At 65.8% G+C, this 16,945-nt stretch carries 18 protein-coding genes, 1 rRNA gene and 1 pseudogene; 15 read left to right on the top strand and 5 right to left on the bottom strand.

The features are described from left to right. Together rrf and ACIQF0_RS34885 are read left to right on the top strand one after the other, a co-directional pair. Window positions 1-104, top strand: a 5S ribosomal RNA gene (rrf, locus tag ACIQF0_RS34890); the annotation flags it as partial. A gap of 100 nt (window positions 105-204) precedes the next feature. After that, entirely contained in the window at window positions 205-1,032 is an 828-nt protein-coding gene (locus ACIQF0_RS34885) for a GNAT family N-acetyltransferase (RefSeq protein WP_401036785.1), read from the top strand. A gap of 12 nt (window positions 1,033-1,044) precedes the next feature. On the opposite strand, the gene ACIQF0_RS34880 is transcribed toward ACIQF0_RS34885, so the two are convergent. Both ACIQF0_RS34880 and ACIQF0_RS34875 read right to left on the bottom strand, forming a co-directional pair. Continuing rightward, window positions 1,045-1,452 carry a hypothetical protein gene (locus ACIQF0_RS34880; protein ID WP_401036782.1) on the bottom strand — a complete coding sequence of 136 codons (408 nt, stop codon included), beginning with the start codon at window positions 1,450-1,452 and terminating at the stop codon, window positions 1,045-1,047. A 386-nt stretch (window positions 1,453-1,838) separates the two neighbouring features. Then, on the bottom strand, window positions 1,839-2,288 hold the full coding sequence (locus ACIQF0_RS34875) for an Lrp/AsnC family transcriptional regulator (protein WP_401036780.1): 450 nt from the start codon (window positions 2,286-2,288) through the stop codon (window positions 1,839-1,841). A gap of 81 nt (window positions 2,289-2,369) precedes the next feature. On the opposite strand from ACIQF0_RS34875, the gene ACIQF0_RS34870 reads away from it, so the two are divergent. The 6 genes from ACIQF0_RS34870 (at window position 2,370) to ACIQF0_RS34845 (ending at window position 8,876) form a co-directional block, all read left to right on the top strand. Then, the gene (locus tag ACIQF0_RS34870) at window positions 2,370-2,831 is read left to right on the top strand and encodes a rhodanese-like domain-containing protein (protein ID WP_401036778.1); all 462 of its coding nucleotides are present in this window, start codon (window positions 2,370-2,372) and stop codon (window positions 2,829-2,831) included. 25 nt (window positions 2,832-2,856) lie between these two features. Further along, window positions 2,857-3,612: a type 1 glutamine amidotransferase gene (locus ACIQF0_RS34865; RefSeq protein WP_401036775.1), complete on the top strand. Its 756-nt coding sequence runs from the start codon at window positions 2,857-2,859 to the stop codon at window positions 3,610-3,612. Window positions 3,613-3,698: 86 nt separating this feature from the next. Continuing rightward, complete coding sequence (locus tag ACIQF0_RS34860; RefSeq protein ID WP_401036773.1) at window positions 3,699-4,832, top strand: anion permease; 1,134 nt, start codon at window positions 3,699-3,701, stop codon at window positions 4,830-4,832. Next, window positions 4,829-5,014 (top strand): hypothetical protein, encoded by a 186-nt coding sequence (locus tag ACIQF0_RS34855; protein ID WP_401036771.1) that lies wholly within the window; start codon window positions 4,829-4,831, stop codon window positions 5,012-5,014. Before ACIQF0_RS34860 ends, ACIQF0_RS34855 begins: the two co-directional genes overlap by 4 nt. Window positions 5,015-5,043: 29 nt before the next feature. Then, complete coding sequence (locus ACIQF0_RS34850) at window positions 5,044-7,947, top strand: bifunctional [glutamine synthetase] adenylyltransferase/[glutamine synthetase]-adenylyl-L-tyrosine phosphorylase (RefSeq protein WP_401036768.1); 2,904 nt, start codon at window positions 5,044-5,046, stop codon at window positions 7,945-7,947. Further along, a complete protein-coding gene (locus ACIQF0_RS34845; protein ID WP_401036766.1) occupies window positions 7,944-8,876 on the top strand; it encodes an NADP-dependent oxidoreductase in 933 nt (310 codons plus the stop codon). The genes ACIQF0_RS34850 and ACIQF0_RS34845 overlap by 4 nt, the downstream gene beginning before the upstream one ends. Window positions 8,877-8,941: 65 nt before the next feature. On the opposite strand, the gene ACIQF0_RS34840 is transcribed toward ACIQF0_RS34845, so the two are convergent. Continuing rightward, on the bottom strand, window positions 8,942-9,175 hold the full coding sequence (locus ACIQF0_RS34840) for a hypothetical protein (RefSeq protein WP_360039601.1): 234 nt from the start codon (window positions 9,173-9,175) through the stop codon (window positions 8,942-8,944). A 137-nt stretch (window positions 9,176-9,312) separates the two neighbouring features. On the opposite strand from ACIQF0_RS34840, the gene ACIQF0_RS34835 reads away from it, so the two are divergent. Then, on the top strand, window positions 9,313-9,852 hold the full coding sequence (locus ACIQF0_RS34835) for a hypothetical protein (RefSeq protein WP_360039604.1): 540 nt from the start codon (window positions 9,313-9,315) through the stop codon (window positions 9,850-9,852). Beyond that, the gene (locus tag ACIQF0_RS34830; protein ID WP_401036763.1) at window positions 9,849-10,352 is read left to right on the top strand and encodes an NADAR family protein; all 504 of its coding nucleotides are present in this window, start codon (window positions 9,849-9,851) and stop codon (window positions 10,350-10,352) included. Before ACIQF0_RS34835 ends, ACIQF0_RS34830 begins: the two co-directional genes overlap by 4 nt. On the opposite strand, the gene ACIQF0_RS34825 is transcribed toward ACIQF0_RS34830, so the two are convergent. Next, window positions 10,330-10,860 carry an NUDIX hydrolase gene (locus ACIQF0_RS34825; RefSeq protein WP_401036761.1) on the bottom strand — a complete coding sequence of 177 codons (531 nt, stop codon included), beginning with the start codon at window positions 10,858-10,860 and terminating at the stop codon, window positions 10,330-10,332. The genes ACIQF0_RS34830 and ACIQF0_RS34825 overlap by 23 nt on opposite strands. A 102-nt stretch (window positions 10,861-10,962) precedes the next feature. On the opposite strand from ACIQF0_RS34825, the gene ACIQF0_RS34820 reads away from it, so the two are divergent. The 5 genes and pseudogenes from ACIQF0_RS34820 (at window position 10,963) to ACIQF0_RS34800 (ending at window position 16,385) form a co-directional block, all read left to right on the top strand. Beyond that, entirely contained in the window at window positions 10,963-11,226 is a 264-nt protein-coding gene (locus tag ACIQF0_RS34820) for a hypothetical protein (RefSeq protein WP_360039613.1), read from the top strand. Window positions 11,227-13,227: 2,001 nt separating this feature from the next. Further along, entirely contained in the window at window positions 13,228-14,271 is a 1,044-nt protein-coding gene (locus tag ACIQF0_RS34815; protein ID WP_401036758.1) for a sigma-70 family RNA polymerase sigma factor, read from the top strand. Window positions 14,272-14,347: 76 nt separating this feature from the next. After that, window positions 14,348-14,923: pseudogene (locus ACIQF0_RS34810) on the top strand (replication initiator); the annotation flags it as partial. Window positions 14,924-15,548: 625 nt separating this feature from the next. Next, entirely contained in the window at window positions 15,549-16,184 is a 636-nt protein-coding gene (locus ACIQF0_RS34805) for a tyrosine-type recombinase/integrase (protein WP_401036756.1), read from the top strand. A gap of 42 nt (window positions 16,185-16,226) precedes the next feature. Continuing rightward, window positions 16,227-16,385 (top strand): hypothetical protein, encoded by a 159-nt coding sequence (locus tag ACIQF0_RS34800; RefSeq protein ID WP_401036754.1) that lies wholly within the window; start codon window positions 16,227-16,229, stop codon window positions 16,383-16,385. Here ACIQF0_RS34800 and ACIQF0_RS34795 read toward each other — a convergent pair. After that, the gene (locus ACIQF0_RS34795; protein ID WP_401036751.1) at window positions 16,379-16,912 is read right to left on the bottom strand and encodes a hypothetical protein; all 534 of its coding nucleotides are present in this window, start codon (window positions 16,910-16,912) and stop codon (window positions 16,379-16,381) included. The two genes, ACIQF0_RS34800 and ACIQF0_RS34795, sit on opposite strands and share 7 nt — an antisense overlap. Window positions 16,913-16,945: the final 33 nt, after the last annotated feature.

Below are 16,945 nucleotides of genomic sequence, written 5' to 3'. Positions count from 1 at the left end.
GCGTTGGGGAAACACCCGGTCCCATTCCGAACCCGGTAGTTAAGCCCTTCTGCGCCGATGGTACTGCACTGGTTACGGTGTGGGAGAGTAGGTCGTCGCCGAACATTATTTCCAGAAGACCCCTGAGGGTCGAGCACTCAAGTGCTCCCCTCAGGGGTTTTTTGCGTGCAGATTTTCGCTTGCACGCTCTGGTCTGATGGACCCATGGACGCGGTCGTGCACGCCACCCTGGAATCCTTCGACGCAGCCACCCACGATCGGCTGACAGCCGATCCGGTGCGAAACACGGTGGCGCTCACCTCGCTGGACCGAATCCGCCGCTCGCCGGCCACCGAACTCCTGCCAACCCTGATCACCTTCCACGAGAACGGCGAAGTGGTCGGCTCCCTGGTCCGCACCCCGCCGTGGCCCTTCCAAGCAGCCGACCTTCCACTCGCCGCGGTCGAACTGGCGGCCGACCTAGCCGCGAGAATCGACCCGGACGCCCCAGGAGTGACAGGCCCACGTGACAGGTCTGAGGCCTTCGCCACAGCGACCGGCAAGAACTACACGGAAACCCTCGCCACCAGGCAATACCGCCTAGGCACCCTGGCCCCGCCGTCCGTCGAGGGCACCGGCCGCCTGGCCACCGAGGACGACGTCGAACTCCTGGGCGCCTGGCGAGACGCGTTCCTGAGCGAAGCCGTCCCAGAAGCACCGAACGAACCGGCAACCGAAGCCATGCGAGGCTCCCTGCGCCTGGGCAACGGCCACGCCCTCTGGGTGATCAACGGCACACCGGTCGCCTGGGCAGTCGCCAGCCGCCCACAGGCCGGCATGACGAGGGTAGGCCCGGTCTACACCCCACCCGAACACCGCAAGCACGGCTACGGCGCCGCGGTCAGCGCGTTCGTGAGCCAGTGGGCGCTGGACCAGGGCGCCACCGACGTCCTGCTCTTCGCGGACCTGACCAACCCGGTCTCGAACTCGATCTACCAACGCATCGGCTACCAACCACTCGACGACTGGGCGGAACTCTGGTGGAAGCACTGAGCCACAACGACATCAAGGACTTCCGCACGGCGCCGGGCGACCCCTCGACAGCGATCCCGTGAACAACAGCGTGCACCTGACCGGTGCGGACGCGGCGCTGCAGGGACGCACGCCACCGATCACGCTGATCTCCTTGCGCGACAACGGAACCGTGGCCGGCGCGGTGACCCAGGGAGAGGGTCGCTCACTGCACGTTGCCGCAGCGCCACCAGCCGCGGCCCTCTCGCCGTAGACGCGCTGCGGGACCGCGCGATCGACGAGGCCAACGAAACGAGGGCCTGGGGTGTCGAGGCCTTCCGCACGCTCTGCCGCGACGATGGCAAGGAGCAGCGCCTCCAGGATGATCGGCTCGAAGACCTCACGGGCGCCGGACGTGCCGGCGCAGTCGAGGCTCACCACGTCCACCAACGACCTGAACACCGAGTGCAGGATCGCCGTCGTAGTCGACCGGGACAGCTGTTCCCCGCTACGCCGCCGAGGGGCAGGCGACAGACGCCCGCTGAGTCCACCCGGCGCCGACCTGATGCTGCAGCCATCCACACGACACCCAGGTGTCCTGGGCACCCAGCCCCCGTCCATGCAGTCACTGAGACTGCCACCGCCGCAGTTCCCTGTCGCATCCCCCCGCGCTTCCGCATATGCGGGAGAAAGAAAACGCTGTTTCAGGACAATCGCCACCCGATCAGGTTGTGGACAACTCGCAGGCCCTCCTCCTGTCCACTGAACGAGACGAAGCAGCGGCCGAATCAGGACGGCCACCACCCGATCTGACGACTCGCCCGCCGACTGGTCCGAGTGCAGCTGGATCAGCTGAACAGCTCGGGTGCCAGCGGGCGGTTGCGGATGTGGGAAGAGAACACGAGCGACGTCGTCGTGTCGCCGTAGCGCTGCATCACCTCGACGAGCTCCTCCAGTTCGACCATCGACCGGCACACGACGCGCAGAAGCCAGCAGTCGTCGCCGGTCACGTGGTCGGCGTCGAGGATCTGCGGCAGCACCAGCACCTGCGTGCGGAACCGCGGCGTGTCCAGGGAACGCACCCGCACGCGGACGATCGACTCGATCGGCAGGCCCAGGCGCGCAGGCGACACCACCGCGGTGAAGCCGGTGATCACGCCGAGAGACTCCAGGCGCCGGACCCGTTCGGTCACCGCCGGCGCGGACAGCGACACCTCACGGCCCAGCGAGGTGAAGGACATCCGCCCGTCCTGCTGTAGCAACGACAGGATCTTCCAGTCCACCGCGTCGAGTTCCACCTGGAAATCATAAGGAGATCGCGCCGGACGCCTGGACTTCCGCATGTCGAAGCGGCACCACAGCCAAGCAGGATCGAAGGCATGACGAACGCACTGCGCTTCCCCGCCGCCGACCCGCAGGCCGCGGCCGCCCACTTCGCCGCCGAGCTCGCGTTCGAGGCCGACCCCGACGACGTGTACCGCGACCTCCAGGAAGGCAACATCCAGGAAGGCAACATCCAGGAAGGCAACACCCGCGGCTACGTCCTCGTGGAGACGCGCGCTCCGGAGGCGTTCGCGCAGGCTCGCATTCCCGGCGCGATTAACCTGCCTTACCGCGACCTGCCCGAGCAGCTCGACCTCGATCCGGGCCTCGTCTACATCTGCTACTGCGAGAGCTTCCAGTGCAACGCCGCCACCAAGGGAGCCCTCGCGCTCGCGCAAAGGGGCTACCGGGTGAAGCGGCTGTCCGGCGGCATCACGGCCTGGCGGGAGGCGGGCTATCCGGTCGAGTCGGATCAGCTCGTCGGAGCAGGTGTATCCAAGGTCGCGTGTCACTGCTGACCTGGGCCCACCTAGGCTCAGATGCGTGAACGCACCGCGCCTGCTCGTTCTGCAGCCCTCGCAGTCAGACCCGTTGGCCAAGCTCGGGGACTGGCTGGAGGCCGAGGGCATCGAGCTCGACCTCGTGCCGCTCAAGGAGATGCCCGCGCCGGCGACCCTCGACGGCTACCAGGGCGTCGTCTGCCTCGGCGGTGAGATGGGCGCGCTCGACGACCTCGACCACCCGTGGCTCGCCGACGCGAGGAAGCTGCTGTCCAGCGCCGTGTCGAAGCGGCTGCCCACCCTGGCGATCTGTCTCGGTGCGCAGCTGCTCGCGGCCGCCACAGGTGGCCAGGTGCGCAAGGGCCCGCAGGGGCCGGAGGTCGGCGTGCTGCTGGTGGCGAAGCGCGACGCGGCGGCCAGCGACCCGCTGTTCGCCGACCTGCCGTTCACGCCCGACGTGCTGCAGTTCCACAACGACGAGGTGCACCTGCTGCCGCCCGGCGCGGAACACCTCGCGGCGTCCCCGAAATATCCGAATCAGGCGTTTCGGGTCGGGGAGAGCGCTTACGGCCTTCAGTTCCACATCGAGACGACCCCGGAAATCGTCTTGCACTGGGCCTCGAAGGATCCTGAATCGGCGTCCTGTGCGCGAGCTCACCACTTCGACCAGGAGTTCCTCGAAGAGGCGCACCGCGACTTCGAAGAGGTGTGGCAGCCGTTCGTCGGCCGATTCGCGAAACTCGTTCGGGGAGAACTGTTGCCCGCACTGGGTTCGGGCACACAACTTCCGTTGGTGTGACGTTACTTTCGTAGGTTTTAAGACATCCTCCGTTGGCGGTACCGTAATCTCCTGGACAGCTTGTTCGATCCAGCCGGAGGATCAGTGTGGATCCCGCACTTGTAGTGATCATCGTCGTTGTCACTGCTCTCATCTTCGACTTCACCAACGGGTTCCACGACACGGCCAACGCCATGGCCACCTCCATCGCCACGGGTGCCCTGAAGCCCCGCACGGCGGTCGCGCTGTCGGCGGTTCTCAACCTCGTGGGCGCGTTCCTGTCCGTTGAGGTGGCCAAGACCATCTCCGGCGGCATCGTCGACGACGCCCAGATCACCCCCGCCATCATCTTCGGCGGCCTGGTCGGGGCGATCATGTGGAACCTCGTCACCTGGTACGTCGGCCTGCCGTCGAGTTCGTCGCACGCGTTGTTCGGCGGCCTGATCGGCGCTGCCTGGGTCGCGTCCGGTGTGGACGCCATCCACTTCGCCAAGGTCGTCGACAAGGTCCTGGTGCCCGCGATCGTCGCGCCGCTGGTCGCCGGCCTGGTCGCGGCCATCGCCACGATCGTCGTCTACCGGCTCAAGAAGGCGGCGGACCCGCGCGTCGCGCACACCGGCTTCAAGGTCGGTCAGGTCGCCTCCGCCTCGCTGGTCTCCCTCGCGCACGGCACGAACGACGCGCAGAAGACCATGGGCATCATCACGCTCGCGCTGATCACGTCCGGCTCGCTCGCCCCCGGTTCCGGCCCGCCCACCTGGGTGATCATCAGCGCCGGTCTCGCGATCGCGGCGGGCACGTACCTCGGCGGCTGGCGCATCACGCACACGCTGGGCCGCGGCCTGACGACCATCGAGCCCGCGCAGGGCTTCGCGGCGCAGACCTCGACCGCCACGGCGATCCTCGCGTCGTCGCACCTCGGCTTCGCCCTGTCCACCACGCACGTCGCGTCCGGCGGCATCATGGGCTCCGGCCTGGGACGCGACCGCCGCGGCGTCAACTGGGGCACCATGGGCAAGATGGCCGCGGGCTGGCTGTTCACCCTGCCCGCCGCCGGCATCGTCGGCGCCCTCGCGGGCAAGTGGGCGTCGACCGGCACGGTCGGCATCATCGGCGTCGCCGTCATCGGTCTCGCGGTGTCGATCTTCATCTGGATCCTGGCGCGGCGCGAGCCGATCAAGCCGGAGCACATCGTCGACGAGGTCGCCGCGCAGGCCGAACTGCACAAGGTGGCGGCATGAAGGTCGACTGGACGGCGCTGCTCCAGGTCTTCGGCGCCACACTGCTGGCCACGGTCCTCGTGGTGACGTTGTTCGTGCTCGGCATCCGCGCTCTGTCGGGTGACAAGAAGGTCCCCGCGTACGCGAGCTTCGCCGGTTGCGTGGCTGTCGTGCTCTACGGACTCTCACTGATCGTCTTCTGACGCTGTGAGGGGATTAGGGTTGGCTCACGATGAGCGAACCAGTCCGCCACGCGTCCCCAGCAAGATTCGGGCTCACCGAGCCGCGCAGCGAGGAAGTGCTGCGCGGTCTGGGCCTGTGGGCTGATCGCAGGCCCACCGACGGCTCCGAGCCGGTCCTGGCGGCGCTCTCCCGTTCACCTGATCCAGACCTCGCGTTGCGCGGCTTGGAGCGTCTCCAAGCCGTCGCTGACTGGGACGCCCTGTCGGCCGCGCTGCACAAGGACGTCGTCGTGCGCGGGCGTCTGCTCGCCGCGCTCGGCTCGTCCACCGCGCTGTCGGACTTCCTCGTCGTGAACCCCGACCGGTGGCGTTCGCTGACCGACGAGGTCGACGTGTCGCTGGAGCTCGCGGACGACGACGTGCTGCGCACCGAGTACCGGGCGAAGCTGCTGCTCGTCGCCGCGAACGACCTGGCGCACGTCGTCGAACCCGATCTGCCGTTCGTCCCGTACGACACCGTGGCCGCGCAACTGTCCGATCTGGCCGTGTCGGCTCTTCGAGCGTCGTTGAAGCTTGCCTCGGAGAAGGTGAACGGCGCCGCCGACCGCTGCCGGCTCGCGGTGATCGCGATGGGCAAGTGCGGTGCGAACGAGCTGAACTACGTGAGCGACGTCGACGTCGTGTTCGTCGCCGAAGGCGATCTGGGCGTGGCGACCAGGCTGGCCAGCACGATGATGCAGATCGCGGGCCAGTCGTGCTTCGAGGTTGACGCGGCGCTGCGGCCGGAGGGCAAGGCAGGCGCGCTGGTCCGCACGCTCGACGGCCACGCGTCGTACTACAAGAAGTGGGCGCGGACCTGGGAGTTCCAGGCGCTGTTGAAGGCGCGGCCGGTCGCCGGGGACGCCGAGCTGGGGCAGGCCTATCTCGACGTTGTGCGCCCGTACGTGTGGACGGCGGCGGAGCGCGAGAACTTCGTCGAGGACGTGCAGGCGATGCGGCGCCGGGTCGAGGACCACGTGCCCTCGGGGTTGGCCGACCGCGAGCTGAAGCTCGGCCGCGGTGGTCTGCGCGACGTCGAGTTCGCGGTGCAGCTGCTGCAACTCGTGCACGGGCGTTCTGACGAGGACCTGCGCATTCAGGCGACGACGGCCGCGTTGGCCGCGTTGGGCCAGGGCGGATACGTCGGGCGTGAGGACGCGGCGGAGTTCGGGCGCTCGTACCGGTTCCTGCGCACGTTGGAGCACCGGCTGCAGTTGCAGCGTTTGCTGCGCACGCACCTCTTCCCGGCCGACGACGACGTGACGGCGTTGCGGTGGCTGGCGCGCTCGGCTGGGCTGGCGGCGGACGGGCGGAAGTCCGAGGGGCAGGTGCTGCTCGCGGAGTTCCGCAAGCACGCCAACCAGGTCCGGCGGCTGCACGAGAAGCTGTTCTACCGGCCGCTGCTGCAGTCCGTGGCGGGAGTGCCGACCGAGGCGTTGCGGCTCACCACCAAGGAGGCCGTCGCCCGGCTGGCGGCGTTGGGCTACACGTCGCCGGACGGCGCGTTGCGGCACATTCAGGCTTTGACGCACGGGATGTCCCGGCGGGCTCGCATCCAGGGTGCCCTGCTGCCGGTGCTGCTCGACCTCTTCGCCGGCACGCCCGATCCGGACGGTGGCCTGCTCGCGTACCGGAAGGTGTCCGAGGCGCTCGCGGAAACCCCCTGGTACCTGAGGCTTCTGCGCGACGAGGGCGCCGTGGTCGAACGGCTCGCGGTGCTGCTGGGCACCTCGCGCTTCGTGCCGGACCTGCTCGTGCGGGCGCCGGAGGTGATGCGGCTGCTCGCCGACACCGAGGCGTTGGTCGGCGGTGATCCGCACTCGATCGGGAAACCCTTGCGCAGCGCCGTTTCCCGGTACGGCGAGGCGGCGCGGGCGATCGCGGCCGCACGATCGTTGCGGCGCCACGAGTTGCTGCGGATCGCCGCCGCCGACCTGCTGGGGTTCATGCCGCTGGAGACGGTGTGCATCTCGTTGTCCGAGGTGTGGGGATCGGTGCTGCGGAGCGCGCTGGACGCGGCGGTGCGCTCGTCCGGTGAAGCCGTGGCCGCGATCTCGGTGATCGGCATGGGCCGGCTCGGCGGGTACGAGCTCGGCTACAGCTCGGACGCGGACGTGCTGTTCGTGTGCCGGCCGTTCGAGGGCGTGACCGACGCCGAGGCGGTGAAGTGGGCGAGCGGGGTCGTGGAGAAGATCCGGCGGCTGCTCGGCGCCCCGTCGCAGGACCCGCCGTTGCTGGTCGACGCCGACCTGCGGCCGGAGGGCCGGCAGGGACCGCTGGTGCGGACGCTGGACTCCTACCGCGCGTACTACCGGCAGTGGGCGGAGCTGTGGGAGAAGCAGGCGCTGCTGCGGGCCAGGTTCATCGCGGGCGACGCCGCCCTGGGCGCCGAGTTCGAGGCGTTGATCGAACCGCTGCGCTATCCGCCGGACGGCCTGGACGCGGCGTCCGTGCGGGAGATCAGGCGGATCAAGGCGCGGGTCGACGCGGAACGGCTGCCGCGGGGCGCCGACCCGAGCACGCACACCAAGCTCGGCCGCGGCGGGCTCGCGGACGTCGAATGGACCGTGCAGTTGTTGCAGCTGCAGCATTCCGGCGCGGTACCGGGCCTGCGCACACCGTCCACAATGGCCGCGATGGAGGCCGCCGTGGGCGCGGGCCTGCTGGCCGCGGAGGACGCTGCCGCGCTGACCACCGCGTGGAACCTCGCGACACAGGCGCGCAACGCCCTGATGCTGGTGCGCGGCAAGGCATCTGATCAGCTGCCGACGTCGGGGCGCGATCTCGTGGCGGTCGCGTCCGTCATGGGATACGAGCCAGGGGGCGATCCGGGGGAGTTCCTGGAGGAATATCGCAGGACCACTCGTCGTGCACGTGCGGTGGCGGAGCGTGTCTTCTACGGTGAGGGACTGTGAAAGCCATCGCGTTTACCCGGTTCGGCGACGCCGACGTCATGTCGCTGCAGGAGCTGCCCGACCCGCTGCTGGGGCCTGACCAGGTCCTGGTGGAGGTGCGCGCGGCCGGCGTGAACCCGGTGGACCACAAGATCAGAGCCGGGTACCTGCAGGGGCTGATGCCGCACCACCTGCCGTTGATCCCTGGCTGGGACGTGTCGGGTGTCGTGCGGGCCGTCGGCATCGGCGTGCAGGACTGGAAGCCGGGCGACGAGGTGCTCGCCTACGCCCGCAAGGACCACGTCCAGTTCGGTTCCTACGCCGAGTTGATCTCGCTGCCGGACCGGATGGTCGCGCGCAAACCGTCCACCGTGGACTTCGTGACCGCGGCCGCGTTGCCGCTGGCAGGGCTGACGGCGCTGCAGGCGCTGAAGGCCGTCGGTACCGGTTCCGGCGACGTCGTCCTGGTGCACGCCGCCGCCGGTGGCGTCGGGCATCTTCAGGTGCAGATCGCGCGGGAACTGGGCGCGTCGCGGGTGATCGGCACCGCGTCGCCGCGCAACCACGAGTTCGTGCGATCGCTGGGGGCCGAACCGGTCGCCTACGGTGACGCGCTGGTCGACGCGGTGGCGGAACTGGTCGGCGGCGACGGCCTGGTCGACGTGGTGGTCGACAACGCGGGCGGACTGGCGTTCGACCAGTCGTTGCAACTGGTGCGCGACCGGACGCGGATGACGTCCATTGTGGACGGACCTCGGGCGCTGGAGAACGGTGTCGTCAACACCTGGGCGCGGCCGAACGCGGAGCAGACGCAGTGGCTGGTGGATCTGGTCGCTGACGGAAAGCTGCGCGTCGAGGTGCAGCAGACTTTTCCGTTGGAGGAGGCCGTGAAGGCGCACCGGCTGCTCGAAGGTGGCCACGTACGAGGAAAAGTTGTACTGACGGCCTGAAACCTTCATATATTTCTTCAGGTTCGGGGGCACGCCTCGCGGAGTGCCCCCACTTCTGGAACTGCTCAGTCCTCGTCGGAATCCGGGTCCACCGCCGGGGCGCTGGTGTAAATTTCGACGACCCACTCCTCCTCCAACGCTTCCGCGTCGTCGGCGTCGGGCACGAGCCGGTTGTAGACCCGGACACCGAGGTCGAGCACGTCAGCGGCCTGAACCGCTTCGAGGGCATCGGGTGCCGAGTCGAAGATGTGGGTGGTGAGCAGCTGCGGAGCCGTGAATTCGGCGACATCTTGAGACACGGGCGGACCCTAGCGCATTGACGTTTCACCCAATCGAGATGAGACTAGGCGCGCTCAGTGGGGGAGCTGTAGTTCGTCACGGGGGTCTAGCAGAGGAAGTCATGCAGCATCGCAGGGTCACGCGCCGAGGAAAGACCGTGATCGCCATCGCGGGCGTGGCGGCTGGTGTGCTGGCACTACTCGGTGTGATCGAATATGCACTGAACGGCAGCAACTCCGCCGCGCAGCCCAACGTCACCGCCACGACGACCACGTCGAACGTCGTCGAAACGCCTGATGGCGCACTGGAAACCACCGAGCCGTCCGCGGACGTGAAGGTGCAGACAGGTTCGTTCAAGCAGCAGCGCGGCATGCTGACGATAGAGGTCACTCGCGTGGAAGCGGCGAACAACCGCGTGAAGCTGTTCGTGACGGCCACCAACGCCTCCCAGGCCAGAATGACCCTCCCCGTGGTCGGCATCGCGGTCCTGGACGATCTGAACCGCACCTACGCGGCGTCGAGCAGCAAGTGGGACGGCCCCGTCACGCAGGGCACCACCGCCTCGGGCACCGTCATCCTCGACGAGAAGCTCGGCACCGGTGTGAACTCGCTCACCCTGACGTTCTCGTCGATCTCCGGCCAGTTCGCACCGACCGGCGCCGCGATCACCGTCACCGGGATCCCGCTGCCGAAATGACCGTGAAGTACCTGTTCTTCTGGGGTCATCAGCCCGAACGTGACGGCAGCGTCGGCAAAGGCTGTCTCTCGCAGTGGTGGCCGTGCACGTTCTCCGTCGAGGGCCAGGACTTCTCGTCCGCCGAGCACTACATGATGTGGCGCAAGGCGTTGCTGTTCGGCGACGACTCAGTCGCCTCGCGCGTGCTCGCCGCCCGCACACCGGGCGAGGCCAAGGCACTGGGCCGCGAGGTGTCGGGTTTTTCCGACGCCACGTGGGAATCCGCGCGACTGGAGATCGTCGTCGAGGGAAACCTGGCGAAGTTCGGCCAGGACCCCGCGCTGCGTTCCTACTTGCTGGGCACGAACTCCCGCGTCCTGGTCGAGGCCAGCCCGCAGGACCGCGTGTGGGGCATCGGCCTCGTCGAGTCCGACCCGCGCGCTCAGGACCCGTCCACGTGGCTCGGCCTGAACCTGCTCGGGGAGGCCCTGATGGAGGTCAGGGCGAGGCTTTCAGCGTGAGGTAGGTGCTGAGCGCTGCCAGAGTGATCCCGCAGGGAACGAGTCCTTTTCGGATCATCGCGGGAATCTCGTTGAGCGGCACCCACTCCACCCGCGCGGCCTCGGCGGGATCGTGCTCGCCCACCTTGACCGCGTTAGTGCCGATGAAGACGTGCGTGGTGTGAGAACTGAGGCCGTTCAACGGGTTGATCGTCACCAACGGCTCGACACCGACCCGGTACCCGGTCTCTTCCTCGGTCTCCCGCACCGCGGCGGTCTCGGCCGTCTCGCCCGCCTCGAGCCGGCCAGCGGGAATCTCCCAGCCCCACACGTCGGTCGTGAACCGATGACGCCACATCAGCAACACGTGCTCATCCCGCACCACGACCACCGCCGTCGAGGCGAACGGCAACCGCAACACGTGATGCTCGAACCGCTCGCCTTCGGGGATCTCGACGTCGTCGAGGTCGACGCTCATCCACTCCGACTCGTAGATCCTGCGGGTGCCGTGCACCGTCCACTGCGTCACGCCGCAACCTCTATCACGCGGCCGTCGCTTCCTGCTCGATGAACCCCGCCGCCTCCCCGCCCGTGTGTCAGGGAGTCGGGGAGACCTCGAAGAGGAGAAGTGATGTTCAGCTACTCAGGACCGGCCCGGCTCGTCTACGCGGACGGCAACGCGGTCGAGCTGGACCGGGTGGACCTGATCGAGACGGTGAACGACGGCGGGCTCTGGCAGCTGTCCGGCGCCGGCACCGCCATGGAGGAGCTGACCGGTGGTGAGGCCCGGATCAAGCTGCCGACCGGCGGCGAGGCCGAGGTCCTGGTCTCCAACGTCCGGGTCAGCGAGGGGATGAACGGGGTGTCGTCCACCGTGACGCTGCTCGGCACCTAGAAAAGGCCGAAAGCCCGGCGGGAGTTCCCGCCGGGCCTTCAACGCAAAGCTCAACCGATCACACGTCGTAGGTTTGTCGCTGGTGGCCGGCTAGCTGCGGTTCGCGATTTCGCACCTAGCCTGACCTGCTGGTTTGTTCTCGGCGTTTGCCGTCGTTGATCGATGCTGATCCACGTTTGACGGCCTGGAGACGGCCTGATCTTGGCTAGATCGACGCATCCTGAAACAACGGCCTGAGCTGGGCGATATGGCTGGTATCCGGGAGGAGGCTGTGTCGTGGACAACAGATCACCTGGCTGCGTTGCGGGGCTCTTTGTGTTGGCCGTCGGGCCGCTCGCAGGTGGGTTCGTGTCCCACGCCTTGATCACGACTTACGGACTCTCGGACCTCTTTGAGCTTCCGATCATCTTGGTTGTTTGGGGGCTGGTGGCCGTAGCTGCCCTGACCGTGGACATGCGGTCGAAGCGACCGAGGCCTTGAGCCGATGGCAAGGCGGCGTAGCCGTCGCGGCAGTCGATCGCCGTGCCTAGCTCGATCAGCTTGACCACGGTGCGATCGTCCCGACTGGTGTGGGCCGATAGCTGATTCCGCTGTTGGCGGCGCGCTGGCCACGCCACCGCCGGGGACCGCGCCGCCGTGGCCAGCGGGCGGAGCGAAGCGAGAGCCCGACGTGCCCGGATGGATGCTGGCCGCGCTGGTAGGCGACTGGCCCGCCGCGCGCTGCCGACGGCGGCGCCTTGATCCCATAGAGCTGAATTCAGCAGTGCATCTCGGTCGTTGTGGTGACCGATTCCGTCAGGCTTGCACGCTGCAGCGCACAACCTCTGATGTGAGCTCGCTGACTGCTGGTTCTGCATGAGGCTGGGACATGCTGCGCATAGCCTGGGTACTACTTGCGCTGCTGGTTCTCCGCCGTATGGGTATCGAATGCGGCGCACTGGCGGTGTGGGCCCGATGTGGCGATCATGACAGCTTGCCGACCATCCGAAAGTCGTGAGCGCATAGCTTGCTTGATGCGGAGCAAGTAATTCCAGGTCAATCGGATCGGCCCTGGATTCCTTGTGTGACAAGCGATTCGGGGTGTAGGCAACCCAGATCGGTGATCAACTTTGGTGGTGTCGTAATGATCGATACGCGTCGATCATTGCTGTTTTCCTTGAACTCCCGGTTCACGTACGGAACTCTTGTACCTGCCGTCCCACCCAGTGGCGGCTCTGGTCGATCTTCGTCCTGATCGTCTACCCAACTGATCAATTCCTCATCTCGCTGCGAGTGAACGTTCGGCAGCGAGCCGAGCTTGATCAGAAGGGGAACGGGATGGGTCAGCGCGACCGAGAGCACGACAGAGAAGAAGACCCACCCGAGCCGCTCCCGACCTCACCGGCGGGCAGGCGACAAAGGTGGGTCAGATGCCTCGAAGGGACAGGGCCCCAATGGTGGAAGTGGGTGCGCAAGCTCCTGCTTGCTACCGAGGCGGGCCTAGTGCTCACAAAGCACGAAGCCCCCGCCGTCGTGGCGAGGGCCCTCGTCATGCTGGGTGATGTGATCTTCAGTAAGCCCGACCAGGCCTGATCGCTAACCCTTGGAGCCCGCGCCACCCAGGTGCGGGCTCTTCTTACTCTTCACGCCGGTTTGATAGCCGCGTGGCGCGCGACTCGCATACGGCTTGTGCTCAGTGTCAGGGTGTCGCCCTGTGGGGTCACGACGGCAGTTCGCATGACCCAACAGCACGTTACTGTGTTGTCGGTGTGGTGTATCCGCTGGCAAGACGCCTGCTGCTTCTATATCGTGCTCTAAGGTGCGGCACGAAACTTGGGAGCTGCGATGCATCAACCGGTCAGTTGTGAGCAGTGTGGGGCCCCCCTGCCTGCGCCAGTGCTGATTGGCCGGCCTCGTCGGTTTTGTTCCGCCACCTGTCGATCTGCAGCGAGGCGTGCGCGATCGCGTCATGACGCGACCGGCTGTGGATTTGAGGTTGCAGGAGTTCGCTGCGGGAACCCAGTGAGCCGCACGATCCACTTCGGCGATCATCAGCTCGGCGTCTGTGTCCCGTGCGGTGATCTTCTTCGCACCTGGGTGGCTCAGCGCAACACGTCACTATCGGTCTCTGAGATTGATGCAAGCACCGTTGAGCTAAGCGCCACCGAACACGATGCAGCGGCCCAGCCCGATGGTCTTTCAGTCGCAACGTCAAACCAGCTCCCTGGCCTTAGTCCGCGGGAGCGAGAAGTTGTTGGTCTGTTCGCTGAGGGAAACGTCGCCGATCAAGTCGCCCGTCGAATGGGATTGAGGGTTACGACGGTGCAGCAGTACCTGCATCGGGCACGCTTGAAGTACGACGCTGTGGACAGGCCGGCGCGGACCCGCATCGATCTCTACAAACGCGCCGTTGAAGACAATCTGCTTCCGGGGCCTTTCGAGGCGTCCAAGGCTGAGGTTGGCAGTGCCGTTAACTCAAGGCCCGCTCTTTCTAAAGAGACGATTCAGGCCGCTATTGCTGGAGATCGAAGAGCCACAGATCGGCTACTTCGGGAGATTCAGCCCCTTATAGTCAGGTACTGCCGGGCCAGAGTTGGGCCTGCTCAAGCCATTGCGGACGATTTGGCGCAAGATGTATGCCTGGCAGTGCTGACTGCTATGCCGAACTATCGAGAGCAGGGACGCCCTTTCCTTGCTTTCGTGTATGGCATCGCCGCACAAAAGCTCGTTGACGCTAACCGTGCGTTCGCTCTTCACCGTGCCGAACCGGTCGCGGTGCTTCCAGCGCAAGTTGAGTCCAGACCAGGGTCGGAGCAGGTGGACCTGGGCGCGTATGGGGCCGCAGAGCTGGAAAAACTGCTTCATCGTCTTCCAGAGCGTCAGCGAGAAGTTCTCGTACTGAGGGTCATGGTTGGGCTGACCAGCGCCGAAGTCGCGGAGGCTCTGAGCGTGGCTGTGCGCACGGTGCAGAACTATCAGGTGCTGGCTTTGCGAAACATGCGCATCTTCCTAGCAGAGGAGGGACTCTATCCAGAAGGCTCTGCTGGGGTTTCTGGAGGCGTTTGAGTGTGTTGGACGCAACTGACCTGGTGGGTTGGCGCTTGCGGCTAGCTTGGGGTCATCGGCGATACCCGGTTACGCCCCAGCACACGTGGCTGAGTTCGGCGCACAGGTCCACTCCAAGGGAATCCTCGGCGGTAGCTAGGAAGCCGGACGCCACATCGGCTACCTGACCAAGTACCTGGTCAAGTCGATCTCCGAGCTGGTGCACGCGGACGCGTCGTCTCGGACCTCTAATCACGCTGACCGGTTGGCGGCAGAGCTGGCCGTCACGCCGTGCTCGGACCGGTGCGCGGTCTGGCTGGCGTACGGCGCGCAGCCTAAGGGCGCTCACTCCCGAACGGCTCCGGGGCGCTGCCGGTCCAAAGCGCACCGCAGGGAGACGCTCAGCCGGCGTGTGCTCGTGTCGCGGCGTTGGTCGGGGAAGACCCTCGCCGAACACAAGTCCGACCGGGCGGCCTTCGTGAAGGAAGCCCTTGCGGCGGCAGGCATCGCGAAACAGGAGACCGACAGGCCGCGACTGATGTGATCGCCGGTTCAAGCGGGTGACCCGCACGTCCCCGGTCGCGCGGAGTTGCTCATGCAGATGGTCGCCCAACGGCTCAAGTGGAAAGCGGAGTACGAGCAGGCGCAAGCCGTCATCGCCGCTCTTCAGTGACCTGCACCAAATGATTCAGCAACTTCGGTACAAGCGGCTTGATCCGGGGGGATCTCATGTCAACGTCGAACCGCTATGGACAGTGGAAGACCTCTCGGCCTTCCTCGGGTGCCCGTGCACACGATTCGCGGGTGGCGAACCAAGAAATACGGCCCGCCCGCGCGCAGGGTCGGCAAACACCTCCGTCGGGGCCCGGCCGAGGTGTGCGAATGGTTCAACAGCGCAGAAGCGGCCTGACAGAACTCGAATTCGAACAAGGAAAGAAGACTGTCATGAGCCACATGCAAGACCACTGGTGGACCGTCAAAGACGGTGTGCGGGAGCAGACTTCGTTGCATGGCAAGGGATTACGCTACAAGGTGCGCATCCCGTTGCTGGGTGGTGGTGAGCGAACGAATTCGTTCCCCGGCCGCCAGAAGAACGCAGCGGAGGCATTCCTTCGCGAGATGGAAACGACAAGAACAAGGGGACTTACCTCGACCCCGACGCGGGGAAGATCGCGTTCAGGAAGTACGCGGAGGAACACTGGCTCGACGGGCAGACGTTCGATGAGTCGACTCGTGAGCAGGTTGAGATTCGTCTCAAGCTCCACGTCTTCCCGTGCTTCGGGGACGACGAGTTGCGCGTGATCTTGCCGTCCACGATTCAGGCATGGGACCGGAAGCTCCAGAAGAAGGGCCTGGCGGAGACGTACCGCCGAACGATCTTCGCCAACGTTTCAGCAATCTTCACGGCGGCGGTCGATGACGAACGCCTTCGCAAGAACCTGTGCAACGCCAAGCTAGTCAAGAAGCCACATGGCGAGTACCCGAAGATCGTTCCTTCGGAGCCCGAACGAGTGCACGCTGTTCGGTCCTCGATCGGTGAGCGGTACCGCGTTGGTGTGGACTTTGGCGCGGGTGCCGGTCTGCGGCGGGGAGAGGTCTTCGGCTTCTCGTCGGACGATGTGGATGAGTCGGAGGGTGTCCTCCACGTCGTGCGTCAGATCAAGATCGTGCGCGGCAAGATGATCTTTGCTCCGCCGAAGCACGGGAAGACTCGGGACGTACCTCTGGCCAGCAGCCTCGGGGAGTCGATCGACGCGCACGTTCAGAAGTTCGAGCCGCTGCCGATCACGCTGCCTTGGGGGACTCCAGACGGCAAGCTCGTGACGGTGCCGCTGTTGATCTACGCGCGGGAGTCGAAACAGATCTACCGGCACTCGTTCAACCACCACGTGTGGAAACCCGCGTTCGTGGAGGCCGGCGTGCTCGCCCCTTGACGCGCAGAAGGGTTCCACGCGCTGCGGCACTTCTTCGCGTCGATGCTTCTTGATCAGGGCATCAGCATACGAGCGCTGGCTGAGTTCCTAGGGCACGCGGATCCAGCCTTTACTCTTCGAATGTACATGCACCCGATGCCGTCCAGTTTTGAGAAGGCGCGATCGGCTATCAACAAAGCCCTATGCGTCATAGGCTATTGAGTGATGTGCAGATCGCTTCTCATTACGTCAACGAGTTGTGTCAACTGTGCGCCCACCTCGAGAAGATCTGGTCCATTCTTTGTCCTGGCGTCGCCCCTGTAATACCAGGTTGCTGTTTCAAGTGACTTCCTGACTGAGACTGCCGACTCCCGGACTACTTCAGAGACAAGCTGTGCCTTGCTCAGTAGAAGGTTTATGTGCTGCTGTCCTTCTGGGTAGTTGAGAACATCATCATGTACATTGGCCCACTTTTCGAGTCGTACGGCAGCGTTGGTAGCGAGTAGCTCCGATAGTTCAAAGTCGGTCAGGTCTCGATGCCAATTGCGAAGTTCGGTCAGTAGATCGGAGTAGATTTCTTGCTTGCGTTCGGTGAATCTGTGTCGGTCTTCGCGTTGCCACTGCTCGACCCGAGCCTGGTGCTCGCGTTGCGTTTGGAACCACTGTCCATAATGGACTCCGATGAGCGCGATGAGTGCAGCGAGGATCGCAGCGCCACCGGTAATGATGGGAACCCAGGGGCTAGTCATGGCGGAACAGTAGAAGACGAAACGACTGAGGGC

The organism is Lentzea sp. NPDC092896, from assembly GCF_044754905.1.
GTDB lineage: Bacteria > Actinomycetota > Actinomycetes > Mycobacteriales > Pseudonocardiaceae > Lentzea.
This window is presented reverse-complemented; position numbering and strand designations above follow the sequence as displayed.